Genomic DNA, 22,468 nt, shown 5'->3' with positions numbered 1-22,468 from the left:
ACTTCAGGCGACGTCGATCGCGTCGATCTCGGCGAAGTTCGCGCCCTTGCCGTACGCGATGGTGTTGTTCCCGGCCTTGAGGGTCACGTCGCGTTCGGTGATCTGCCAGTTGTCCCAGCCGGTGACCGGATAGTCCACGGTGCCGGCAGCGGCGCCGTTGACGGTCAGGGCGTGGCCGGCCGCACCGGCGTCGGAGCCGTTGGCGTACCGGGTGTAGAGCCGGTAGCTGCCGGCCCGGGGGACGTACACGGTGAAGGTGACCCGGCTGTCGTCGAAGTCGATCCCGCCGACCACGGCGCCGTTGCTGGCGCCGGGCGCGTACCGGGCGTTGGCCCGGGTGAAGGAGGCGTCCTCGGCCTCGTACCGCACCTTGGCGCCCGCCACGATCGGCCGGCTCCCCTGCCAGTCGAGCCGCTGCAAATACATCGCGCGGTAGGTGAAGTCGGCGTTCCAGCCGTGGAAGACGATCCGGTCCCGGCCGTCCGGCCCGACCACGATGTCCTGGCCGCCGGGGCCGCGCACCGAGCCGGCGAACGCGTCGGTGGTCATCAGCGGTGCGGCCGCCTTGGTGTACGGCCCGCGCAGGTGCGCCGACGTGGCGTAGCTGCTCAGGTAGCTGCCGTTGCCGAAGAAGTTGGCGGAGTAGAACAGCACGTAGGTGCTGCCGCGCTTCCACAGCGTCGGCGCCTCGACGAGGATGCCCTCGAACGGCTTGCTCTGCTTGATCAGCTGGGATTCGGCGCCGGTGCGGCGCAGCCCGTCCGCGCTGACCTGTTGCAGTCGCAGCCAGGTGTCCTGGGCGCAACAGTTGCCGTCGTTCTTCCAGAGGATGTAGCGGCGGCCGTTCTCGGTGTACGACGAGGCGTCGATCGCGCCACCGATCTCCGGGGTGCAGACCAGGGCGGTGTCCCGGGGCACGAACGGCCCGCCGGGTGCGGTGGCGGTGGCGGCGCCGATGCACTGCTTGCCGGAGGCGCGGTCGTGCGCCGTGTACCACATGACGTAGCTCTTCGGCCCGGTGGCAAACACCTCCGGCGCCCAGACGCCGTGGTCACCGGGCCCGCCGGGCGGGAACGACCAGTCCGGGTCGGCCCAGGCGCCCAGCGCCGGCAGCGCGTCGCTGCTCTGCACCGTCCAGGTGACCAGGTCGGTGGAGGTGGCCCACTTGATGTTCCGGCCGTCGCTGTTGGTGGCGTACGCGTAGTAGGTGCGGCCGACCTTCATCACGTCCGGGTCGGCGAAGTTCTGATCGATGACCGGCCCGGACGCGACGGCGGCGGACGCGCCGGCCGTGGCGGTGAGCAGGCCGGCGGCCAGGACCAATGAGGTGGTGACGGCAGCCGCGAGGCGCAGGATCATGAGCTCTCCACTGAGGTCGGTGGTGTTACATCATGGTCGTTTCCATTGGATTTCTGTCAAGAGATGTTCGTTATTCAGCGACCCGCCGCACCGCGCCGGGCGCCGTCGGGCCGGCCGATCGAGGCTCTTCTCCGCTTACGGAAGCTTTCGTACGGGCATTTCGCATTCCGCCGCCGCACCGTCCTTTCGGCCATTGCCGGGTAGCCGTACGGAACCTTTAATCACCGTGCTGTGCCGCCGCCGGACATTGAAGTGCGCCTTAACAGCGGCTTAGGATGCTGGCACCGGCCACATAAGACACCAGCGCTCGGCATTGCCCGGCGGGGTGCGAATTAATCGGGGGAATAAAATACATGCGCACGCGCCGCAATCTCATCCATGTCATTTTATTGTCGGGATTATTACTGACGAGCACGGCGGCGGTACGACCCGCCGGCGCCGCCACACCCACGGCAACCGCCGAGCACGTCCACACGCATGAGCACGCACACGACGACAGCCCCGAGCACATGGCTCAGGACCTGGTGGGAACGCCTATGCGGGTGATCGAGGAGCAGACCGCGGCCAGCGCCACGCGCATCCAGCGCCAGACCGGCCTGCGCCCCGGGACGTCGCGCACCAGGGCCGCCGTCGCGGCCGATCCGGGCCAGTCGGGATCGTGGAGCCCGGTCGTCGGCACGCCGGTCGTCCCAGTATTCACGGCGGTTCTGCCGAACGGCAAGGTGCTCGTCTGGGACTCGGTCGGCGACAATGCGGCCGAATCGTACCCGGATCACAGTTTTACCCGCGCAATGGTGTGGAATCCCGTCGACAACACGCATAAACGGGTCGATCTGCAGGGCACCAACATCTTCTGTGCCGGATTCGCGCATCTGCCGAACGGCAACATCCTCATCGCCGGCGGAAACGCCAGCGCGAAACTCGACGGCACGGTCCGGACGTACGTCTTCGACTGGCAGGCCGAGACGTGGACCCGCGGCAACGACATGGCAGCCGCGCGCTGGTACCCGTCGGTGGCGCAGACGGCGAACGGCGAGGAGGTCATCATCGGCGGTGGCCCGGCGACGGCCGAGGTCTACCAGGCGAACGGGGCCATCCGTGCGCTGACCGGGTTCACCCAGTACGGCGGTCGCACCTATCCGTTCATGGGGTCACGCCCGGACACCCAGCTCGGGCTCTACGGCCCGTACACCACCGGGTACACCCTCAACACCGCCGGGAACGGCATCATCACGGCGACCGCCGCACGCGACACCATCAACCGGGACTACGGCAGCTTCTCCACCTATGACATCGGGAAGTCCCTCGTCGTCGGCGGCGGCAGCATCACCGAAGGAGGCGTCGCCAAGGTTCCCACGAAGACCGCCGTCGTCGTCACCGCCGGCGCCGGATCGGCCTCGACAGTAGCCGCGACCGGGTCGATGGCGACCGGACGGCGCCAGCACAACTCGACCCTGCTCGCCGACGGGTCGGTGCTGGTCACCGGCGGCATGTCGAGCACCGCGACCAACAGCCTGGTCGACCTGAACAAGGCCGTCACCACGGCGGAACGCTGGGATCCCGCCACCGGCCAGTGGACGACGCTCGCCGGCGCGGCCCGGATCCGGCAGTACCATTCCACGGCCACCCTCCTGCCGGACGCGCGCGTCCTGACCGGCGGCGGCGGGATCTGCGGCGTCTGCACGACCGCCGGCTATCTGGAGAAGAACATCGAGTACTTCACCCCGCCGTACCTGTACAAGAAGGACGGCTCCGGTCAGCTCGCGGACCGGCCGGTCATCGAGACCGCGCCGGCGAGCATCAGTGTCAACACCACATTCACCCTCACCTCGGCCCAGGCGGCCGCCGTCCGCAAGATCGGGCTGGTCGGGCTGGGCGATGTCACCCACGGCGTGGACCAGGGTCAGCGGTACATCCCGCTGGCCTTCACGGTCTCCGGTACGACCCTGACCGTCACCGGCCCGCCGAACGGTGGCGTGGCGCCGCCCGGCCACTACATGCTCTTCATCACCGACAGCGCCGGCGTCCCGTCAGTCGCGCGGACCGTGCAGGTCGCCAAGGGCCCGAGCCCGGTGATGAGCGCGGTCAGGAACAGCACCGGACGGTGCGTCGACGTGCCGTCGTCCACGCTCGCGGTCCGCACCTATCTGCAGACGTACACCTGCAACAGCACCAAGGCCCAGGCGCTGACCCGGCTGCCCAACGACAACTCCCTCCGGGTGCTCGGCAACTGCCTGGACGTGCCGAACCGGAACTTCGCGGCGGGCCAGCGGATCTGGGCGTACACCTGCAACGGCACGGCCGCGCAGACGTGGCGGTTCGGTGCGGACGCGACCATCCGGCCGCTCGGCAACACCGCGGTGTGCCTGGCCGCGGCCTCGTCCGCGAACAACGCCCAACTCCTGCTGGCGACCTGTGACGCCGGCCCGCTGCAGAGGTGGACCTGGTGACTCACCTCGGGTAACCCGGGATCTGCCGCCGTTGCGTCGCGCTGGCCGCCCAGTGCCCCATGTCCAGCAGGCCCGCGACCACGACCCAGAACCAGTCCCAGCTGGTCAGGCCGATGCCCGGGGTGTACAGAATGACGTACATCAGGGTGGCGAACGGAAAGAAGAAGATGCCGAGCAGCGGCCAGATCCAGGTGTCGAAGGCGGCGTTGACCAACGCCGGCCGGGCGATCCACACGATGAACAGGCCCAGGCGCGGGAAGATCCCCGCGAACAGCGCGAACAGACAGCCCATGGTCTTCTCCCTGGTCAGGCACTCCGACCCCTGATGTTGGCGGCCGGACCGCGGACGGGCCTCATCCCGGCCGGATGAGGACGGCGAGCGGCCGGCACCGCAGGCTGGACACTCGGGTTTGCCACGCGGGAGGACGAGGCGGTGCGACGACAGCGATGCGCGATCCTGCTGTCTCTGTCTCTGCCTCTCCTCCTGCTGGCCCCGGCCCCGGCCCCGGCGCCGGCTGCCGCGTTCGGCACGATCGACGGCGGTGGCCAGCACCGTGAGCACGAACGCATCACCCGCGCCGCCCTCGCCTGCACGGGCGGCGAACCGGCCTGTTTCGAGCCGGCGATCCTGGATTACCTGGCCGGTCACGACAAGGAGTTCGGCGCGGTCGGCGCGCCCGACAGCGACGAGGTGACGGACCCGGCCGCGCACTGCGACAACGCCGACCACCTGGCCGGCGACTATCCGCGCACCCGGGAGACGGCTGCGGCCACGTTGACGGACTGTGTCGAGCACCTGCGCACGCGATTCCGCGAAGGCATCGACAGCGCCGAGGACCTGCTCGACGACAGGGGTGAGGTGATCCCGGAAGAGGTCACGGTCAGCCCGGAATGCAACCCCCGGGAAAGGACCGAGACCCGCGGCAGATGTACGACCTTGGCGGCTTTCGGGCGGGTGCTGCACGGGGTGCAGGACTTCTACGCGCACAGCAACTGGGCCGACCAGGCCGACCCGTCCCGGCCCATCGGCGCCGACAACCCGCCCGGACTGCACCGGCCCGGCCCCAGCCCCCTGCTCGACCTGCGCGGCACGACGATCGCCGGGCCACCCGCCGGCTTCACCACCGGCTGCTACGTGCTGCAGGACCGGGTGCCCGGCGTCGGCGCCTGCGAGTCCCGCGTCACCCACGCCGGGCTCAACAAGGACCGCGGCCTGATCGACCCGGTCGACGGCCGGGCCACCGATCCGGGCACGCCACGTGGCCGGGTGGCCGACAACTTCGCGGACGCGGTGGCCGGGGCGATCGCCGAGACCCGCCGGCAGTGGCGGGACTTCCGGGCCGAACTGACTGCCCGGTACGGCCGGGCCGGCGGCGCCCGGATGGTCTGCGCCCTCACCCACGACGACCCGGCACACGACTGCCAGGACTCGTCTCCGTTCCGCGTCACCGTCATCGTCGTCCTCACCGCCACGGTGCTCGCCGTGGCCATCATGCTGATCCGGCGTTTCCGCCGCCGCTCGGCCGGCGGGAAGCGGAATGAGGCTGCGACGGGAGCGGGCTGACCGGGGGGCGGACCGATTTCGCGCCGATGACGGCTGCCATCGCTGCCATCACACACAGTGATGAAATCGGTCGTCTACGTCACTTCCCGCACCGGCTCCTGTGGACCGTTACGTTTCGATGAGCCCAACCTTAAGGCTTTCTTAGTAACGATCTTTTGCCGCGACGGCGATGAATAGTAGGTCGGCTGCTACCGCTGTTCCACGAGTCGACGAGGTGAAAGTCCGTGCCCACCGCACCCAACCGGCGCATCCGTTACACCCTGACGGCGATCGGAGCGCTCGGGTTGATCGGCGCCGGTTCGGCCGCCATCGTCGCGGGGACCGCCTCCGGGGACCGGGAGATCCGGCTGACCGCGACCGCTCCGGACGCTGCCACGGCGGCTAGCGCCCCGGCGACGGACGAGCTCGCGGGGACCTCGGCGGGCGAGTCACCGTCCGCGCGGCCCAGCGCCTCACAGCCGGCCACGCCGTCGGCGTCAGCGTCGGCCACACCGTCGCCGAGCAAGTCGGCGACTGTTCGCTCGCAGGCCCGGCCGAGGCCCTCCACGACGAGGACCCGCACCAAGTCGCCGGCGCCGACCCGGACCACCCAGGCGCCGTCCGGCGGCGACAACGGATCGTCCACGGTCGCCGGCGAGGTGCTCCGGCTGGTCAACGCCGAACGGGCGAAGGCCGGCTGCTCCGCCCTGGACAGCGAGTCGCGGCTGGACGCGGCGGCGCAGAAGCACTCCGACCTGCAGGCCGAGCAGAACAGCATGTCGCACCAGCTGCCCGGCGAGGCCAGCATGGGCGACCGGGTCACCGCCCAGGGTTACCGGTGGCGGGGCCTCGGTGAGAACGTCGCCGCCGGTTACACCAGCGCGGCGAGCGTCATGGACGGCTGGATGAACAGCCCCGGGCACAAGGCCAACATCCTCAACTGCGGCTTCGAGGAGATCGGCGTCGGCCTGGCGAAGTCGTCGTCGGGCACCCAGTACTGGACGCAGGTGTTCGCGACGCCGGCCTGACCCCGCATCGCACCGCCGGCGCCCGTGGCTCGTCGAGCCACGGGCGCCGGCGTTCACGCGTACCCCGGATCATTCCGCGGCCCGGTCCCGGGCGATCCTGGCGAGCCGGGACGCGGTGCCCGGGTTGATGCGCTGGCCACCGGCGGTCAGGAGCTTGTCCAGCTCCCGGTCGTTGGTGATCAGGCAGGTGGGCGACAGGCCGTGGGTGCTGATCACGCCGACGCCGGTGAAGGCGAGAACCGGGGTGACCGGCACGTTGACGCCCGCCGCCGCGGACAGCGCGGCAGCGGCCCGGCCGGCGGCACGGCGTGCCTCGGCGACGTACGGCAGCCGCCGGCCGTTGATCTGCACCACGTCGCCGACGATCAGAACCCGGAAAAGTCCCTGGTCGGCGACGGTCACCGCATAGACCCCGCCCGGCCCGATCGCCAGGAACCCGGCCCGGGCGCGCACCGGGTCGTGCTCGTCGTGCCGCCGCGACAGACCGGTCTGCGACCAGTCGACGATGTGCCAGCTCTCCCCCAGGCGGCCGAGTCGTCCGAACGCCCGCGCGCCGGCCACCTCGAGCCGCCGGTCGACGCGGTCGGCCCGGCGTCGGCGGGCCCATTCCGCGGGTGACAGTCTCGTAGACATCAGACCACCGTAACGTCCTGCTCGAACCGTCCAAACCCTACGCGCCGGGTCCCGCCGCAAGGAGGAACGATGCCCCGGCGGGTGGTAGGGCGGCAAGGCGGGCCGGGTTCGGCTGGACAGCGGTTATCTGGAGGTTCAGCCGACCGACACGCACGTGGTGCGGATCGGCCCGCCCGGCCGTTACGAGTTGCGGGCGTACAGCGCCGGGCGGTCCCGCATCGCCGCCGCGACCCCGCGCGCCGGCATCGAGAGCTGCGCGGGGTGGAGGCGTTCCTGTTCCAGTTCTGGCCGGCGGCGCCTCAAAAAGTCTGAAGGCCGGTTGCGGCTCAGGACACCTGAGCGAGGTACGCGGCGGCCTTGTCCGGGGTCATGAACCAGTCGCCGAAGTCGCGGGGGTCGGAGAAGCCGTTGGCGAAGCGGCGCGCCACCACCGGGTTGACCGCGCCGGTGCCGAGCAGCTGCTGCACGTGCTCCGGCAGCGGCTGGAGCATCGCGTTGGTCCATCCGGTGACCGCCCGCCCGTGGTCGGCCCAGAAGGCCTCGAACGTCTCGGTCATCCACTGCGCGTCGAACGGCCGGTCGCCGCGGGCGAGGATGGCCCGGAGGTACGCGTCGGCGCACTTCGCGGCGGTGTTGGAGCCCTGGCCGGTGATCGGGTCGTTGGCGACCACCACGTCGGCCATGCCGAGGACGGCGCCGCCGCCGGGCAGGTGCGCGACCGGGCGGCGCACCGTCGGGGTGTACCGGCCGTGCAGGGTGGCCTTGGCGTCGGTGAGGCGCACGTCGCCGGCCCGCTCGGCGACCCACGGCAGGTACTGCTTGATCAGCTCGAGGGTGATCCGCAGGTGCTCCTCGGGGTGCAGCCGGGTCGGCCCGTCCGGCCACCGGTCCAGCGGGCCGCCGGGCACCGCCTCCCAGAACAGGATGTCGCACGGGCCGGTCAGCGTGAGGCCGGGAATGACGAACAGCTCGCCGAACCCGGGGACGGCGTGGAAGCCGATGTGCGGTTCCGGCCACCGGGGGTCGGGGTCGAGCCCGTGCACATAGGCGACGGCGAGGCCCCGTTGCGGTGTGGTGTAGAGCGAGCGTTCCGGGTCGCGGTCGAACGCGGCGACCAGCTCACCCTTGCCGGCCGCGACGACGGTCAGGTCGTACCGGCCCATCCGGGTCAGCACGTCGAGGTCCTCGGTGGTGACCGCGTTGTAGATGACGTCGGCGCCGCGCTGCTCGGCCAGTTCCAGCCAGCCGGCCATCTTGAGGCGCTGGTCGACGGAGCACGCGCTGTGGTCGAGCGGGGCCATCATGTCGAGGGCCTGGGTGCCCGGCGGGGCGGACAGCGTCACGTGCAGACCGCCCAGCGCGGGCGCGTGCTGCTCCCAGAAGTTGAGCTGATAGGCGCGTTCGGTCTCCAGCGCCAGATGGAACATGGCCTGTGTCGAGGTGGGCCAGCCGCCGCGGATCTCCTCCGGGGTGCGGGCCGACATGATCGTCACCTCGTATCCCTCGATCAGCAGGCTCAGGGCGAGCTGCAGCCCGGACTGTCCGGCTCCGACGACAAGGATCTTGCGCATTTCTGCCTCCAGACTTTTCAACCACCGGCGACGGCGAACGGGGCGGCCGGCCGGCCTCCGTTCGTGGCCCGCGCCCGGGCGTGATCCACCACGGCCAGCAGGGCCTGGGCGACGTGCCGGGACTCGCGGACGTCCGCGGAGATCAGCGGGACGTGCGGCGGCAGGGTCAGCGCGTCCCGGACGTCGGCGAGGTCGTGGCCGAGACGGCCGTGGAACAGGTTGACGCAGACCACCCAGGGCAGGTTGGTGTCCTGCTCGAAGTAGTTGACCGCAGGGAAGCTCAGGTCGAGCTGGTTGGTGTCGACGAGCACCAGCGCGCCGACCGCCCCTCGGGACAGGTCGTCCCACATCTGCCAGAAGCGCGGTTGTCCCGGGGTGCCGAACAGGTACAGCACCAGGGATTCGTCGATGGTTATCCGGCCGAAGTCCATGGCCACCGTCGTGGTGGTCTTGTCGATGCCGGGGTCGAGCCGGTCGATCTGGGCGGTCGCGGCGGTCATCCACGACTCGGTCCTGATCGCCGGGATCTCGGAGATGGCGCCGACGGCCGTGGTCTTGCCCACCCCGAACCCGCCCGCGACGACGATCTTGGCCGAGGTGACCGCCGGTATCGCGGCGTCAAGCGAGCTTGAGGAGCCCAGCACGGAGTCTCTCCAACAGGTCGGGGTCGTGGGCGGGCCGGCGGTCGTCGTGGATCACGAGATGGCCGACCTTGAGCAGATCGCCGATCAGCACCCGGGTCAGGCCCAACGGCATCCCGCAGCTGGCCGACAGCTCGGCCACCGAGCACATCTGCCGGGCCTGCGCCTTCTCGTAGAGCGTGCGCGTCTCGGGGGCGAGACTGGCGGCGAACAGGGGGTCGTACCGGCCGCCGGACGACACGAGTGTGTGCACGAGCAGCGGATCACGGGTGGTGGTGCGGCCGCCGGCCAGCAGATAGGGCCGCACCTTCCAGTGCATCCGCCACGGCGAGGGCATCATCCGGCCGACCTGCTGAGCGTGCGCTGATGCAGCTCGTGCCGGATCTGCGGGGTCAGCGCGTGCCCGACGCCCTCGACGAACCGGCCCATCCCGTACCCCAGGCGTTTGAGGTCGGTGTCCACCGAGGCGGAGGCGAACAGCCCGGCCGAGTCGCCGATGCGCACGAAGGCGAGATGGCCGTGCGGATAGCGGATCGTGAAGGTCTCCGGGTCGCCGACGCGCAGCTCGCGGCCGAGCTGCTTGACGATGCCCAGCAGGCCGGACGTCAGCGCCGAGACGCTGTCGGCGAGCGTCCGGTCGATGGTGCCGGCCGACGCCAGTTGCAGGCCGTCCGCCGAGACGAGCACGACGCTGGTGACGCCGGGGACCTCCTCGGCGAGCCGGCGCAGCAACCAGGTGACGTCCGGCAGCTCACCGGACGGATGACGGTAGTCGGTCATAGTGTTCCCTCGTCAGGCCGGTGGGGAGGCGGAGTCCACCCCGGCGTTGAAGTCGGCGGCGTCGTCGTGCCACGCGCTGCGGTAACCCGGCGGGGCGGGCGGCACGGCGGGCGACGGCGCCTGATGCGCGGCACTGCGGACGCTGGCCGGCACCCGCCGGGGCATCGGCGCTGCCGTCCCGGCCGGCCGCTGCGCGGGAAGCACGGCGGTGGGAACCGGATCAGCGTCGGCCGGCGGTCGCTCTTCCGGCACAGACACCACCGGCGGTGGTACGACCGGAGCAGGCGCCGCAGCCGGTGGCACCTCACACACCAGCTCGCCGCCGATGAGCAGCATCGCGGTCGTCCCGGCCGGCTGGTGCGGCGTCAGTTGCACCCGCAGCGAGCTGTGCCGCTGGATCAGCCGGGCCACCACCGGCAGCCCGAGGTGCGAGGCCTGCGGCGCGTCGGTGGCCAGGTATGTTCCGGCGTCGAGCATGGCGTTGAGCTGCGGCAACGCGGCCGGGTTCACGCCGATGCCGCTGTCTTCGACCCGGACCAGCACGTGACCGGCGTCGGTGAGATGCGCCGAGACGGTCACCGGCGCGTGCGGCGGTGAATAGCGGATCGCGTTGTCGACCAGCTCGGTGAGGATCCGGATCACGTCGTCGGCGGCGACCTCCGCGACCGCGAGATCCACGATGCGGCCGAGCCGGATGCGCTGGTAGTTCTCGACCGCGGAGGCGGCCGCCCGGATCACGTCGAGCACCGTGGTGATCTGCCGTCCGGGGTCCTCGATCTGCACGCCGGTGAGAACCTGGACGTTCTCGGCGATGCGCCGGATGCGGGTCAGCGCGTGGTCGGTGTGATAGAGCCGGCGCAGGCGCTCGGGGTCCTGCTCGGTGCTCTCGACCTCGGCCAGCTGCGACACCGCGGCCCAGGTGAGCATCAGCACCCGTTCGGCGAACTCGCTGGCCACCGGCCGCCACGGTTCGGGCGGTGGCGGTGGCGGTGGCATCTCCGGTGCCTCGTCCCGCGCTGCGGAGACCTGCTCCTCCTGGATGCTCGGCTCGTGACGGCGGTGCCGTCCCCAGCGAAACAGGGGCACTATCCATCCTCCAGAGGAGGAAGCATCGAATCCTCCGCCCTCATAACGTAATGATTGCCTCACGGGTAGTACGCCACACCGGACGGACATCCGCGACGGACACCATGTCTGCCATCGCGTGTCCCGGGTTACGGAACTTCACTCCGTCCCGTCGTGCGAGCGGGGGTGCAATCCGCGTACCGCAAGGTGGTGATCTTCGTTCCCGCCAGCCGATTCCGCGCCGTGAGTCATCGTCGCCGCGTACCGGCCGGCGAGGGGTTTCGCGCTGAGCCCGTGGGCGAAGACGCTGAGCAACACGGTCATGCCGATGACCGCCACCACGCTGTGGGCGCCCTCGTGCAGCTCCTCCACGGCGATCAGGGCAAAAATGATCGAGGCGAGGCCACGAGGGCCGAACCACCCGACGAACGCGATGGTCGGCAGCGACAGTCCGGAGCGGAGCAGCACCAGCCCGACCGGAACCATGCGGACCACGGTGAGGCTCAGCACGGCGTACCCGACGGTCCGCCAATCCGCCCGGTCGAGGACGATCGGCACGGCGACGGCACCGAAGAGCAGCCAGGTGATCAGCGAGACGAAGCCCGCCGTCTGCTCGACGTAGAAGACCTCCGCGGCGCCGCCCCGGCCGGCGAAGTGGCCGTAGGCGAGGCCGGCGACGAACGCGGCGACGAAGCCGTTGCCGTCGAGCCACAGGGTGCCGGCGTACGAGCCGGCCGCGAGCGCGAGCACAGCCGGGCCGGCGAACTCCCCGGACGCCCACCCCCGCCGGCGGGCGCCCCGCATCGCCCGGCCGCCGAGCAGGCCGGCGAGCAGGCCGACAGCGACGCCGACGGCCAGGTCGACGACGGCGGCACCCGGACCCGGCACCCCCTGCACGGCCTCCGCGGCAGCGGCGCCGGCAATGGCGACGGTCACCACCGGCGTGGCGATGCCGTCGTTGAGGCCGCTCTCCACGTTCAGCACCCGCCTGATCCGGTGCGGCACGGCCGGGTCGGTCATCACCGTGGCGCCCAGCGCCGCGTCGGTCGGCGCGAGCGCGGCGCCGACCAGCAGCGCGAGCCAGACGCCGAGGCCGTCGAAGAGCAGCATGGCCAGCAGCGCCCCGCCGGCGATGGTGAGCGGCAGACCGACCGCCAGCAGCCGGGTGTACAGCCCCGCGTCGGCGCGGACCTCGCGCGGCCCGACCCGGGACGCGTCGGCGAACAGCACCCAGACGAGGGTGACCTCGGCGAGCACCTTGACCGACTCCCGGGTGAACTCCGGTTCCATCACCTTCATGCCCTCGGCGAGCAGCAGGCCGAGCGAGACGAACACGATCGGGGCGCTCAGGTCGGCGCGGCCGAGCCGGGCCGAGGTCAGGCCCCAGCCGAAGACGGCCAGCATCACCAGGGCGATCGCGGCCGCTTCCATGCTCGCCTCCTGGCGGTGCTCAACAGAGATGGACCGGCCGCTACGCGTCGCGGGCGCACCGGAAACCGATGTTGCCCGTGCTGCTGTCCGGGGTGTTGGCCATCCGGGCCGAGACCCGATAGCGCCGGCAGTGGGAGGAGTGGCAGAGATAGGACCCGCCGCGCAGGGCCCGTCGATCGCTGGTCGCCGGGCCGGCCGGATTCTTCCGTTGCGTGTCGGCATGCCACGTGGTGCTGAACCGGTCGGCGGTCCACTCCCAGACGTTGCCGGTCATGTTGTGCAGGCCGTAACCGTTCGGCGGGTAGGCGTCAGCCGGGGCGGTGCCGAGGTACCCGTCGGCCCGGGTGTTGCAGACGGGGAAGTCGCCCTGCCACACGTTCATCCGATGCTCCCCGCCCGGTCGCAGCTGGTCTCCCCACGGGAAGCGCATACCGTCGAGGCCGCCACGGGCGGCGTACTCCCACTCCGCCTCCGTCGGCAGTCGCAGGCCCGACCATCGGCAGTACGCCTGGGCGTCGTCCCAGCTGACGTGGACGACCGGATGGCCGGCCCGGTCGTCCACCGTCGAGTCGCCGCCCTCGGGACGCCGCCACGACGCGCCGGGCACCTCGCGCCACCACGGCGCGGCGCCCACCGCGCGTGTGGGCGGAAAGTCGTCCGGGAGCAGCCCGGCGAAGACGAACGACGTCCCGTGCCGCTCGGCTGTCGTGACGTAGGAGGTCGCCGTGACGAAGTCGCCGAACTCCGCGTTCGACACGCAGGTGGCCGCGATCCGGAACGGTGCCACCCGTACTGACCGGACCGGTCCCTCACCGTCCTCCGGGTAGGCGTACCCGTCGTCGCTGCCCATCCGGAACGTTCCGCCCTCGAGCATGACCACCTCGGTCATCTGCCACACCTCTTCAACGACCGTCGCTTGCCGATGTGGACCGGGACCCGGGCGCACCCAGCGATTCTCTGGTCAGAGCAATGCGGCCGTCTTCATCCCGCTCGGGTGATGGCGGCTCCGGGCGGCTGCCGGACGATCGGGCCCAGACGCGCGGAATTGCTGGAGGACGAGATGGCCAACGCCCCTGATCGACACGCCCGCACGATGCTGCCGATCCCGGACCGGCCGTCCCCCGGCCTGACGACCTATGACGCCAAGGACCCGGACACCGCCTTCCCGCCGATCGAGCCGCTGCGCCCACCCGAGGGGGCGCCGAACGTGCTGATCGTCCTCCTGGACGACGTCGGGTTCGGCGCGTCGAGCGTCTTCGGCGGCCCCTGCCGGACGCCCACAGCCGAGCGACTGGCCGGAGGCGGGCTCAGGTACAACCGCTTCCATACGACCGCGCTCTGCGCGCCCACCCGGGCCGCGCTGCTGACCGGGCGCAACCATCACTCGGTGGGCATGGGCAGCATCACCGAGACCGCCACCTCGGCGCCGGGCAACAGTTCGGTACGGCCGAACACGAAGGCGCCGCTGGCGATGACCTTGAAGTTGAACGGGTACTCCACCGCACAGTTCGGCAAGTGTCACGAGGTCCCCGTCTGGCAGTCGTCGCCGATGGGCCCGTTCGACGGATGGCCGTCGGGTGGCGGCGGATTCGAGACGTTCTACGGCTTCATCGGCGGCGAGAACAACCAGTGGGAACCGGCGTTGTACGAGGGCACCACCCCGGTCGAGCCGCCGGCGACCGCCGAACGGGGATATCACCTGACCGAGGACCTGGCCGACCGGGCGTGCAACTGGGTCCGCCAGCAGAAGGCGTTGATGCCGGACAAGCCGTTCTTCATGTACTTCGCGCCGGGGGCGACACACGCACCGCACCACGTGCCGCAGGACTGGGCCGACCGCTATCGGGGCCGGTTCGACGACGGGTGGGACGTGCAGCGGGAGCGGACGTTCGCGCGGCAGAAGGAGCTGGGAGTGATCCCGCCGGACGCCGAGCTGACCGACAGGCACGCCGAGATCACCGCGTGGGACGACATGCCGGAGCAGCTCAAGCCGGTGCTGGCCCGGCAGATGGAGGTCTACGCCGGGTTCCTGGAGCACACCGATCATCAGGTCGGCCGGCTGATCGACGCGATCGACGGGCTCGGCGCGCTGGACAACACGCTGATCTATTACATCGTCGGCGACAACGGCGCGTCCGCCGAAGGCACCATGAACGGCGCCTTCAACGAGATGGCGAACTTCAACGGCATGGCGGAGCTGGAGACACCGGAGTTCCTGGTCAGCAAGATGCCCGAGCTCGGCACCCCGAGCTCGTACAACCACTATTCGGTGGGCTGGGCCTGGGCGATGAACGCGCCGTTCCAGTGGACCAAGCAGGTGGCGTCGCACTGGGGCGGCACCCGCAACGGCGCCATCGTGCACTGGCCGGCCGGCATCACCGAGCGCGGAGGTCTGCGCCCGCAGTTCACCCACGTGATCGACGTGGCGCCCACCGTCCTGGAAGCCGCCGGGCTGCCCGAGCCCACTGTCGTCAACGGTGTGCAGCAGTCGCCGATGGAAGGCACCAGCATGCGGTACACCTTCGCTGAGGCGGAGGCGGCGGAGCGCCACGACCTGCAGTACTTCGAGATGTTCGCCAACCGGGGTGTCTACTTCCGGGGCTGGACCGCGGTGACCAAACACCGCACCCCCTGGGTCATGGTCGGTGGAGACCTGCCGGCCTTCGACGACGACGTGTGGGAACTCTACGAGGACGGCGACTACAGCCAGGCGCACAACCTGGCCGCCAAGCACCCGGAGATGCTCGCCAAGCTGCAACGGCTCTGGCTCATCGAGGCGACGAAGTACAACGTGCTCCCCATCGACGACCGCACGGCCGAGCGGCTCGATGCGGGCATGGCCGGACGGCCGACGCTGATCCGCGGGAACTCCCAGGTCCTCTATCCCGGCATGGGACGCCTGTCGGAGAACAGCGTGGTCAGCATCAAGAACAAGTCGTTCACCGTCACCGCGGAGGTCGAGGTGCCGGCGAGCGGCGCCGACGGTGTGATCATCGCGCAGGGTGGCCGGTTCGGCGGGTGGTCCGTCCACGTCCGGGACAGTCGGCTCACGTTCACCTACAACGTGCTCGGCATCCACCGGTTCACTGCCCAGGCCGACGTTCCGGTCCCGGCCGGCACACATCAGGTGCGTGCCGAGTTCGCCTATGACGGCGGCGGACTCGCCAAGGGCGGCGACGTCACCCTCTACCACGACGGCAATCGCGTCGGCGCGGGGCGCGTCGGAGCGACCCAGCCGATGATCTTCTCCGCCGACGAGACGACCGACATCGGGTACGAGTCCGGCACCACCGTCACCACCGACTACACCACCGACAGCAGCCGATTCACCGGCCGCATCAGCTGGGTCCGTATCGACCTCGGCGACGACGACCACGACCACCTGGTTCACCCCGACGAGCGTCTGCGGGTGGCGATGGCCCGGCAGTGACCGGGCAGCCTCGCCATGGCGAGAACTACCCGGTCGCGTTGCTCTTCGGCGGGCGGCCGGTACGTCGATGCGCCCGGCCCGGACAGGGCTGGGCTCAGCGGACCCGCTCGGCGCTGAACTGCATGCGCGGCGTGGCGTAGAACTCCTGGGCCGGCACCAGCTGGAGCTCACGCTCGCCGGACCGGTAGGTCGTCTCGATCAGGTCGAAGACGCTGGAGGCTGTCCGCTCCAGCGCCACCGCCGCGTCCCCGGTCCCGACGTAGTGGGCGGTGAACAGGGCGGCCGTGACGTCACCGGACCCGTTCGCCTTGAACGGCAGGTGCGGGGTGCTCACCAGCCAGGCGCCGGCATCGTCGGCCACCAGCATCTCGATGGTGCCCTCCGCCCGGTCGGGCCGCTCCACGCTGGTGACCAGCACGGTCGACGGGCCCATCGCGCGGGCCAGGTCGACCGAGGCCAGCGTCGACTCGAGGCTCGCCGGCTCGGTGCCGGTCAGGAACCCCAGCTCGAACTGGTTCGGGGTGATGATGTCGGCCACCGGCACGACCCGGTCCCGCAGCAGCACCGGGATCTCCGGTGCGACGAAGCACCCGGACTTGGCGTTGCCCATGACCGGGTCGCAGGCGTAGACGGCCGAGGGGTTCGCGGCCTTCACCCGGCGCACCGCGTCGATGATGACGTCGGCGATGCCCGCCCCGCCCTGATATCCCGACAGCACGGCGTCGATCTGCGGGAACACCCCGCGCTCCTGGACGCCGAGCAGGATCTCGGCGACATCCGGCGGTGGGATGAGCGGCCCCCGCCAGGCGCCGTAGCCCGTGTGGTTGGAGAAGTTCACCGTGGGGATCGGGACGACCTCGACACCGATGCGCTGCAGCGGGAACACGGCCGCGGAGTTGCCGACATGGCCGTGCGCGACCACCGACTGGATGGACAGAACCTTCATGACCTCAGCCTAGGGGACCCGGCCGCGCGTCCACGGGGTCATGGCCGGTGACGCCGGACGGCATACTGACCGCCGTGGATGAGGACTGGCACATCGCCGAGCAGAGCAACGGCCCGGCGTCGCACGTGCTGGTGTTCGACGAGGTCGTCGCGAGCGAACGCGAGGACCTCGTCGCGGAGGCGGTCGGGTTCCTCCCGTCGGTGCCCGGGATCACCGGGGTGGAGCACGTCGAGCGGGAGATCGTCGAGATCACCGCGCCCGGTGTGCCGGGTGCGGACCTGACCAGTGTGCTGCGCCGCTGGTGGGACGGGGCGGCCGGGCAGCAGCGGTCCTGGATGACCGAGATGGATCAGGCGGCCCGGACCGTCGGCGGTCTCGCACCGGGATTCCGGCGGGACGGCCGGCGGCTGACCCGGGTGCTGGACGCCGACCTCGCCCACACCATCGTTCTCGACCACCAGTTCGGCCGGGAGCCGGGCGGGCACACCGCCACCGTCACGGCCGAAGTCCGCCTCGCGCTGCCGGAAGGTGATACGCCCACCACGGTCGCCCGCCACAGCGTCGATCTGGCCGACGGCGGGGCGCTGACGGAGGTCATCACCGGCCGGGTGCTGCCGGCGCTGGACGCGCTGCCGTCCGTGGACGCCATGCTGGACCGCTGGCGGCAGGACCGCTCCGTCGCGGCGGACGGCCGCCGGCCGTACCCGAGCGGTGAGGCCCTGCTGCACGGCCGGGTGCTCGTCGCGCGCGGCGAGCTGCCGGAGGCGCATGTGGTCTATCAGCACGCCTACGAGCGCACCCAGCCGCAACAGCGGCCGTACCTGCTGGGGCTCGTCGAGCAGTGGGGGGTGCCGCCGCTGACCACCGGGGTCAACCCGCGGCTCAGCGTCGCCGACGAGGCGATGCTGAAGGCCTGGCAGGCGGGCGTGGCGGCACGGACCGCGCGATTGCAGCGGCTGACCGGCGTGCCGCTGGACGAGTCCCGGCACTCGCTCGACGAGGTGTGCAAGCGGATGCGCCGCATGCCCGACCGGTTCCGGAGCGCCTTCGCGGACGAGACGCCCGCCCTGCCGACGGCGTGGTACGGCACGCTGACGGGCTCGGACATCCGGGCCGGCCGGGTGCTGTTCGAGCCGTGGTACCGGGTGACGGTGGAGCTGCTCACGGCGTACCTCGGTGCGGTCGTCATCCGGAAGGCGCCGGGGGCGGCGTGGGCTCTCACCGGCGACGGCGAGCTGGGCATGGTGCACCGGGGCGGGACCCGCCTGCTGTCACGGGTCCTCGCCGTCGCGGACCAGCCGTTCGGGGCTCCGGACGACCGGTTCGACCCGCGCCGCCTGCGCCGGCTCGCCGGCGACATGCTCCGCTGGCTGGCCGACGGACGTTACGACCCGCGCATGGAACTCCCCGGCTGACGGTGCCGGTCAACAGGTGGGCTCGTGCTCGAGCTCCGGGACATAGCGCGCCCATTCCTCGGCGGTGAGGCCGCGACCGGTGATGATGCAGGCTTGTGCGCCCGGGTCGGTCAGGAGTTCCTCCGGCACCGAGTAATCCCACAGCGTGACGGATCGGCTGCCGGCCGCCGCCAGCGTGCGGCCGTCCGGGCTGAAGGCCAGATCACGTGATCGGAGCTGGGCGCTCGCCAGCGTGGCGACCCGCACCGGGGTGATGCGATCAGTGACCTCCCACAGCCGCGCCTCGCTGAGACCGGCCGTCGCCAGCGTGCGGCCGTCCGGGCTGAACCCCACCCATCGCACCCCGGTCTCGGCTCCTTTCAGGGTGCCGAGCCGGTGCGGCTGGTCCAGGTCGGCGATGTCCCAGAGCGTCACCGTCCCGTCGAAGCCGGCAGCGACGGCCAGCATGCTGCCGTCCGGGTTGAACGCCGCCGTGAAGGAGGTGGTGTCCATGGAGAGCTCCGCGTGGCGTACCGGCGCGGAGGGAACGGTCACGTTCCACAGCGTCACGTTGTATCCCGCGCTGACGGACATGGTGCGCCCGTCCGCGCTGAATGCGATCGAACCCAGGATGCCGCGGTCGGTGACCTCGCCGAGCGGGGCCGGCCGGGTCCGGTCGGCCAGGCCGAACAAGGTCGTCTTGCCGCCCGCCCGGCCGACGGCCAGGATCTTCCCGTCCGGGCTGAACGTGATCGCGTACACGTCGGCAGTGTCGGTGATGGTGGCCAGCCGCGCCGGCTCGGCCGGCCGGGTCATGTCGAACAGCGTCACCGTCCCCTCGATGTCGGCGACGGCCATGGTGCGCCCGTCCTTGCTGAGCTCCATCAGCTGGATCCAGCCGGTGTTCAGCTGCCGGGGGGCGCTCTCGACGGGGCGCGCCGGATCGGCCAGGTCCCAGGACACGGCCGATCCATCTGAGTCCGCGACGAGCACGGAGCGCCCGTCGGGGGCGAACGCCACCCCGACGACGTCAGCGGGGGCCGGCCGGACCATCGTGGCGACCGCATCGCGCGCGAACGCGCCCCGGACCCGCCAGAGCTTCGCCATCCGGCGTTCACCGGCGGTGATCAGCAGCTTCCCGTCCCGGCTCAGGGCCGACGACCGCACCGGGCCGTCGCGGCCGACCAGCTCGGCGACGCGGCCCTGCATCCCGGTCGTCCATGCCTGCGAACCGAGCGTGAGGTTCCGCACCCGGGTCGTTCCGCTCGAGTCGCTGACGGCCACCGTCCACCCGTCCGCGCTGAACTCGACCCGGGTGACCTTCGAGTCTCCGGTCGCCGCTTCGATCTCGACGCCCCTCGTCGGATTGGCCGGGTCCCGCAGATCCCAGGGCTTGAGGTCCCCGTAGGTGTTCTCGACGAGAACCACGGGGTGCTTCGGGTTGAACGCGACCATTCCGTCGGGGACGAAAGTGCTGAGCGGGCTGTCGAGGACGGCGAGCTGGACGGGCTTGGCCACATCAGCGAGATTCCATACGGTGGCGGTCGCGCCGCTGGTGGCCGCGGTCTTCCCCGCCGGGCCGAACGTCAGCGAGTGCGCCGCCGGCAACGTGCTGAGCACGGCTGGACCCGGTTCGGCCCGCACGTCCCACAGCGTGGTGTTCTTGTCCCGGTTGCCGGTGGCGACGGTGCGCCCGTCCGGGCTGAACGCCACCGTGACGATGCCGGCGGCGTCGGTGAGCTCCGCCACCCGGGCCGGGCGGGCCGGGTCGCTGACGTTCCAGAGCACCGCGGCCGTTCCCCCGTCGAGGACGGCGACAGTCTGCCCGTCCGGGCTGGACGCCAGCGTCTTGGCAGCCGCCCCGCCGGCCGGCACGCGGCCGAGCCGGACCGGCCGCGCCGGGTGGGAGATGTCCCACAGCGACACCGTTCCGCCGGCGTCCGCGGTGACGAGCACATTGTTCGCCAAGGTGGCGACATCGGCGACGTCGGCGAGGGCGCCGGCGTAGTGCGTCGACATGACGAGCTGGCCGAGCTGGTCCCGGGTCCGCTCGTCGGCGTGCAGCTTCTGCGCGGCCGCACCCAGCATGAGGGCCTTCTTCGGATCGTATTCGATCATCCCGCGGGCCCGTTCCATCAGCCGCTGGTTGATCGCGATCCGCCGCTGCAGCGCCGACTCCGCACGCTGCCGGCGGGCCTCTTCGGCCGCTTCCCGGGCCAGCTGCTCCTGCTCGCGTGCGATCTTCTCCTGCCGCCGCCGTTCCTCGGTGGCCTGCTCGGCGCGTTCCTGATGCTGCTTCGCCAGCTTCTCCTGATGCCGGGCCCGGGCCTCCGCCTGGTCCGCGAGCTGCTGCTGCCGCCGGGCGTCCCGCTCATGGCGCCGGGCGTTCTCCTGCTGCTCCCGCGCGTCCTGCTCGGCGAGCCGGGCGTCCTCCTTCTGCCGCCGGGCGTCCTCCTCGTACCGCCGGGCGTTCTCCTTCTGCCGGAGGGCGTCCTCCTGCTGGCGGCGCGCATCCTCGTCGGCGCGGCGGGCGTCCTCCTCGGCACGGCGGGCATCCTCCTCGGCGCGCCGGGCGTTCTCCTGCTGCCGCCGCGCATTCTCCTGCTGGCGCCGGGCGTTCTTCTCCTGCTTCCCCGCGTTCTCCTGCTGCCGGGTCGCGTCCGCCGCCGCCTGGTCCGCCAGCGCACGCTGCTCGCCGGCGAGCCGCTCCTGCCGGCGGGTCTCCGCCGCGGCTGCCTGCGCCTGCCCCTCCTGCAGCTGGGCGTGCGCCTGCTGCCGCCGGGCCTCCACCGCCGAGGCCTGGGCCAGCCCGGCGTTGCGCATCGCCAGCACCCCGGTCAGCGAGGCCACCAGAGCCAACACCACCAGCGTCGCCATCGCCGTCGACCACAACCGGCGGGCACGCCGATGCTGGCGTACGTCCTCGCTCTCCAGCTCGTCCTTGCTGACGCCGTGCATCGGCGCCCCCAGCTGCGCGATCGCGTCCCGGAAACGCGCGTGCCGCAGGCTCAGGTGCAGGTCGTCGCGGGCCCACCGCAGGTCCAGATAGAGCGGCTCCTCGGCGAAGACGCCGCGCAGGGCGGCCGGCACCGCCGTGGAGTCGTCGGTGAAGTCACCGGCCGCGGCATCCCACCGCCACTCGCCGTCGGTCAGCACCGGCAGGATCCGCTGCGGTGACTTGGTGGCCACCCAGTGCTCGATCTCCTTGTTCACCCACGGCGAGCGCGCCGCCTCCGGCGAGGCCAGCAGCACGAAGTACTGAGAGCCGTCCAGCGCGGTCTGGATCGACGACCACAGACCCGGCGTGACCGCCAGCCCGGTCTGATCCCGGAAGATCCACAATGCCCGGCGGCGGTGCCATGGTCGCGCCAGCCGGTGCAGGCCACGCTGCACCGCGGGCGCGAGCCGCCCGTCGGCGGCATGGCTGTACGAGATGAACCCGTCAAAAGGCATGGTTCGTCCCCCGTGGTCGGCAATGATCGGCGGCGACCGATTCTCCACGCCGACGGCCCTCAGGAGAAGAGCATCGGCCACAGTGACCGCGACGGGCCGGTCCGCCGCACCCGGCGGTGGACCGGTGATCCGCGGCGTACGCCTTTTCTCAGTAGCAGGATCCGCACGTGCCGCCGAGGTCGCTGGGCGGGGAGACCTTTCCGGTGTACGGCTTCAGCCGGACGTTCTTGGCGACCAGACGATCGTCGACCGATATCGGCTTGAGCTCGGTGCGCCGCTGTTTGGCCTCGTCGATCCAGACCGACACCTTGGCGCAGAGTCTTCTCTCATTAGCACCGGCGAGCAGGCAGACCCCGTAGTCACCGGGCGCAGCCGGCACGACGGCGGCACCGAACGGCCGGACGACGGCCGGCGCGTCCGACCTCGGTGGGAACAGCCGGACGTTGTACCCCTCGCCCACGCCCTCCGCCTCGCCCGGCAGATATCCGGCCAGCCGGAAGCCGCCGTTGTTCACCGACGGCGGGCACTCCGTCGCCGAGCCGGTCACCACCACCAGGTCGAAGTGGTTGTCGATCACCAGGGCGTCGAACCGGGGCACGACGCACGGCGCCATCAACCACGGGTGGATCGTGGAGTCTCCGCCGAACGGCGGGTCGGCCGCCGCTGGCGGCGCCGGCGCGAACACCAGGGCGATGATCGCGGTCAGCACCGCGACCGGGCGCCATCTCGGACGAGTCACTTTCG

The 22,468-nt window shown here is 71.2% G+C and carries 18 protein-coding genes; 5 read left to right on the top strand and 13 right to left on the bottom strand.

Translation table 11 applies throughout. The features are described from left to right. Window positions 1–3 precede the first annotated feature (3 nt). On the bottom strand, window positions 4–1,359 hold the full coding sequence (locus AC0NH5_RS11140) for a family 43 glycosylhydrolase (RefSeq protein ID WP_474402535.1): 1,356 nt from the start codon (window positions 1,357–1,359) through the stop codon (window positions 4–6). Window positions 1,360–1,868: 509 nt separating this feature from the next. Here AC0NH5_RS11140 and AC0NH5_RS11135 point away from each other — a divergent pair. Next, window positions 1,869–3,809: a galactose oxidase-like domain-containing protein gene (locus AC0NH5_RS11135; protein WP_474402534.1), complete on the top strand. Its 1,941-nt coding sequence runs from the start codon at window positions 1,869–1,871 to the stop codon at window positions 3,807–3,809. Between the two features lies 1 nt (window position 3,810). Here the strand turns inward: AC0NH5_RS11135 and AC0NH5_RS11130 are convergent, their stop codons facing one another. After that, complete coding sequence (locus AC0NH5_RS11130; RefSeq protein WP_474402533.1) at window positions 3,811–4,101, bottom strand: hypothetical protein; 291 nt, start codon at window positions 4,099–4,101, stop codon at window positions 3,811–3,813. A 141-nt stretch (window positions 4,102–4,242) separates the two neighbouring features. On the opposite strand from AC0NH5_RS11130, the gene AC0NH5_RS11125 reads away from it, so the two are divergent. Both AC0NH5_RS11125 and AC0NH5_RS11120 read left to right on the top strand, forming a co-directional pair. Further along, on the top strand, window positions 4,243–5,373 hold the full coding sequence (locus AC0NH5_RS11125) for a CinY protein (RefSeq protein WP_474402532.1): 1,131 nt from the start codon (window positions 4,243–4,245) through the stop codon (window positions 5,371–5,373). Window positions 5,374–5,597: 224 nt separating this feature from the next. Next, complete coding sequence (locus AC0NH5_RS11120; RefSeq protein WP_474402531.1) at window positions 5,598–6,380, top strand: CAP domain-containing protein; 783 nt, start codon at window positions 5,598–5,600, stop codon at window positions 6,378–6,380. Window positions 6,381–6,449: 69 nt separating this feature from the next. Here the strand turns inward: AC0NH5_RS11120 and AC0NH5_RS11115 are convergent, their stop codons facing one another. The 8 genes from AC0NH5_RS11115 to AC0NH5_RS11080 all read right to left on the bottom strand — a co-directional run bounded on the left by AC0NH5_RS11115 (window position 6,450) and on the right by AC0NH5_RS11080 (window position 13,390). Further along, complete coding sequence (locus tag AC0NH5_RS11115; protein WP_474402530.1) at window positions 6,450–7,013, bottom strand: hypothetical protein; 564 nt, start codon at window positions 7,011–7,013, stop codon at window positions 6,450–6,452. Between the two features lie 326 nt (window positions 7,014–7,339). Further along, complete coding sequence (locus AC0NH5_RS11110) at window positions 7,340–8,584, bottom strand: styrene monooxygenase/indole monooxygenase family protein (protein WP_474402529.1); 1,245 nt, start codon at window positions 8,582–8,584, stop codon at window positions 7,340–7,342. Between the two features lie 17 nt (window positions 8,585–8,601). Next, a complete protein-coding gene (locus tag AC0NH5_RS11105; RefSeq protein WP_474402528.1) occupies window positions 8,602–9,228 on the bottom strand; it encodes a GTP-binding protein in 627 nt (208 codons plus the stop codon). After that, complete coding sequence (locus tag AC0NH5_RS11100; RefSeq protein ID WP_474402527.1) at window positions 9,203–9,565, bottom strand: DUF742 domain-containing protein; 363 nt, start codon at window positions 9,563–9,565, stop codon at window positions 9,203–9,205. The genes AC0NH5_RS11105 and AC0NH5_RS11100 overlap by 26 nt, the downstream gene beginning before the upstream one ends. Beyond that, the gene (locus tag AC0NH5_RS11095; RefSeq protein ID WP_474402526.1) at window positions 9,562–10,005 is read right to left on the bottom strand and encodes a roadblock/LC7 domain-containing protein; all 444 of its coding nucleotides are present in this window, start codon (window positions 10,003–10,005) and stop codon (window positions 9,562–9,564) included. Before AC0NH5_RS11095 ends, AC0NH5_RS11100 begins: the two co-directional genes overlap by 4 nt. A gap of 12 nt (window positions 10,006–10,017) precedes the next feature. Next, complete coding sequence (locus AC0NH5_RS11090) at window positions 10,018–11,091, bottom strand: sensor histidine kinase (protein WP_474402525.1); 1,074 nt, start codon at window positions 11,089–11,091, stop codon at window positions 10,018–10,020. A 138-nt stretch (window positions 11,092–11,229) separates the two neighbouring features. Then, complete coding sequence (locus AC0NH5_RS11085; protein WP_474402524.1) at window positions 11,230–12,501, bottom strand: cation:proton antiporter domain-containing protein; 1,272 nt, start codon at window positions 12,499–12,501, stop codon at window positions 11,230–11,232. Between the two features lie 40 nt (window positions 12,502–12,541). Then, window positions 12,542–13,390, bottom strand: a complete 849-nt coding sequence (locus AC0NH5_RS11080) for a formylglycine-generating enzyme family protein (RefSeq protein ID WP_474402523.1) — start codon at window positions 13,388–13,390, stop codon at window positions 12,542–12,544. 171 nt (window positions 13,391–13,561) lie between these two features. Here AC0NH5_RS11080 and AC0NH5_RS11075 point away from each other — a divergent pair, with 171 nt between their 5' ends. Then, on the top strand, window positions 13,562–15,931 hold the full coding sequence (locus AC0NH5_RS11075) for a sulfatase-like hydrolase/transferase (RefSeq protein ID WP_474402521.1): 2,370 nt from the start codon (window positions 13,562–13,564) through the stop codon (window positions 15,929–15,931). A 94-nt stretch (window positions 15,932–16,025) separates the two neighbouring features. Here the strand turns inward: AC0NH5_RS11075 and pdxY are convergent, their stop codons facing one another. After that, window positions 16,026–16,877: a pyridoxal kinase PdxY gene (pdxY, locus tag AC0NH5_RS11070; RefSeq protein ID WP_474402520.1), complete on the bottom strand. Its 852-nt coding sequence runs from the start codon at window positions 16,875–16,877 to the stop codon at window positions 16,026–16,028. Between the two features lie 74 nt (window positions 16,878–16,951). Here pdxY and AC0NH5_RS11065 point away from each other — a divergent pair, with 74 nt between their 5' ends. Then, window positions 16,952–18,292 (top strand): hypothetical protein, encoded by a 1,341-nt coding sequence (locus AC0NH5_RS11065; protein WP_474402519.1) that lies wholly within the window; start codon window positions 16,952–16,954, stop codon window positions 18,290–18,292. A 9-nt stretch (window positions 18,293–18,301) separates the two neighbouring features. Here the strand turns inward: AC0NH5_RS11065 and AC0NH5_RS11060 are convergent, their stop codons facing one another. Next, window positions 18,302–21,724 carry a toll/interleukin-1 receptor domain-containing protein gene (locus AC0NH5_RS11060; RefSeq protein ID WP_474402518.1) on the bottom strand — a complete coding sequence of 1,141 codons (3,423 nt, stop codon included), beginning with the start codon at window positions 21,722–21,724 and terminating at the stop codon, window positions 18,302–18,304. A gap of 148 nt (window positions 21,725–21,872) precedes the next feature. Beyond that, window positions 21,873–22,463: a hypothetical protein gene (locus AC0NH5_RS11055; protein ID WP_474402517.1), complete on the bottom strand. Its 591-nt coding sequence runs from the start codon at window positions 22,461–22,463 to the stop codon at window positions 21,873–21,875. Between the last annotated feature and the right edge of the window lie 5 nt (window positions 22,464–22,468).

The sequence above is a fragment of the Actinoplanes sp. 13 genome (genome assembly GCF_056134165.1).
Note: the sequence above shows the minus strand (reverse complement) of the source record. Positions and strands in the feature narration are given on the sequence as shown.

Coding starts and splice junctions, on each gene's coding strand:
- AC0NH5_RS11140 (WP_474402535.1), bottom strand. CDS start 1,359: ATGATCCTGCGCCTCGCGGCTGCCGTCACCACCTCATTGGTCCTGGCC.
- AC0NH5_RS11135 (WP_474402534.1), top strand. CDS start 1,869: ATGGCTCAGGACCTGGTGGGAACGCCTATGCGGGTGATCGAGGAGCAG.
- AC0NH5_RS11130 (WP_474402533.1), bottom strand. CDS start 4,101: ATGGGCTGTCTGTTCGCGCTGTTCGCGGGGATCTTCCCGCGCCTGGGC.
- AC0NH5_RS11115 (WP_474402530.1), bottom strand. CDS start 7,013: ATGTCTACGAGACTGTCACCCGCGGAATGGGCCCGCCGACGCCGGGCC.
- AC0NH5_RS11110 (WP_474402529.1), bottom strand. CDS start 8,584: ATGCGCAAGATCCTTGTCGTCGGAGCCGGACAGTCCGGGCTGCAGCTC.
- AC0NH5_RS11100 (WP_474402527.1), bottom strand. CDS start 9,565: ATGATGCCCTCGCCGTGGCGGATGCACTGGAAGGTGCGGCCCTATCTG.
- AC0NH5_RS11095 (WP_474402526.1), bottom strand. CDS start 10,005: ATGACCGACTACCGTCATCCGTCCGGTGAGCTGCCGGACGTCACCTGG.
- AC0NH5_RS11085 (WP_474402524.1), bottom strand. CDS start 12,501: ATGGAAGCGGCCGCGATCGCCCTGGTGATGCTGGCCGTCTTCGGCTGG.
- AC0NH5_RS11080 (WP_474402523.1), bottom strand. CDS start 13,390: ATGACCGAGGTGGTCATGCTCGAGGGCGGAACGTTCCGGATGGGCAGC.
- AC0NH5_RS11075 (WP_474402521.1), top strand. CDS start 13,562: ATGGCCAACGCCCCTGATCGACACGCCCGCACGATGCTGCCGATCCCG.
- pdxY (WP_474402520.1), bottom strand. CDS start 16,877: ATGAAGGTTCTGTCCATCCAGTCGGTGGTCGCGCACGGCCATGTCGGC.
- AC0NH5_RS11060 (WP_474402518.1), bottom strand. CDS start 21,724: ATGCCTTTTGACGGGTTCATCTCGTACAGCCATGCCGCCGACGGGCGG.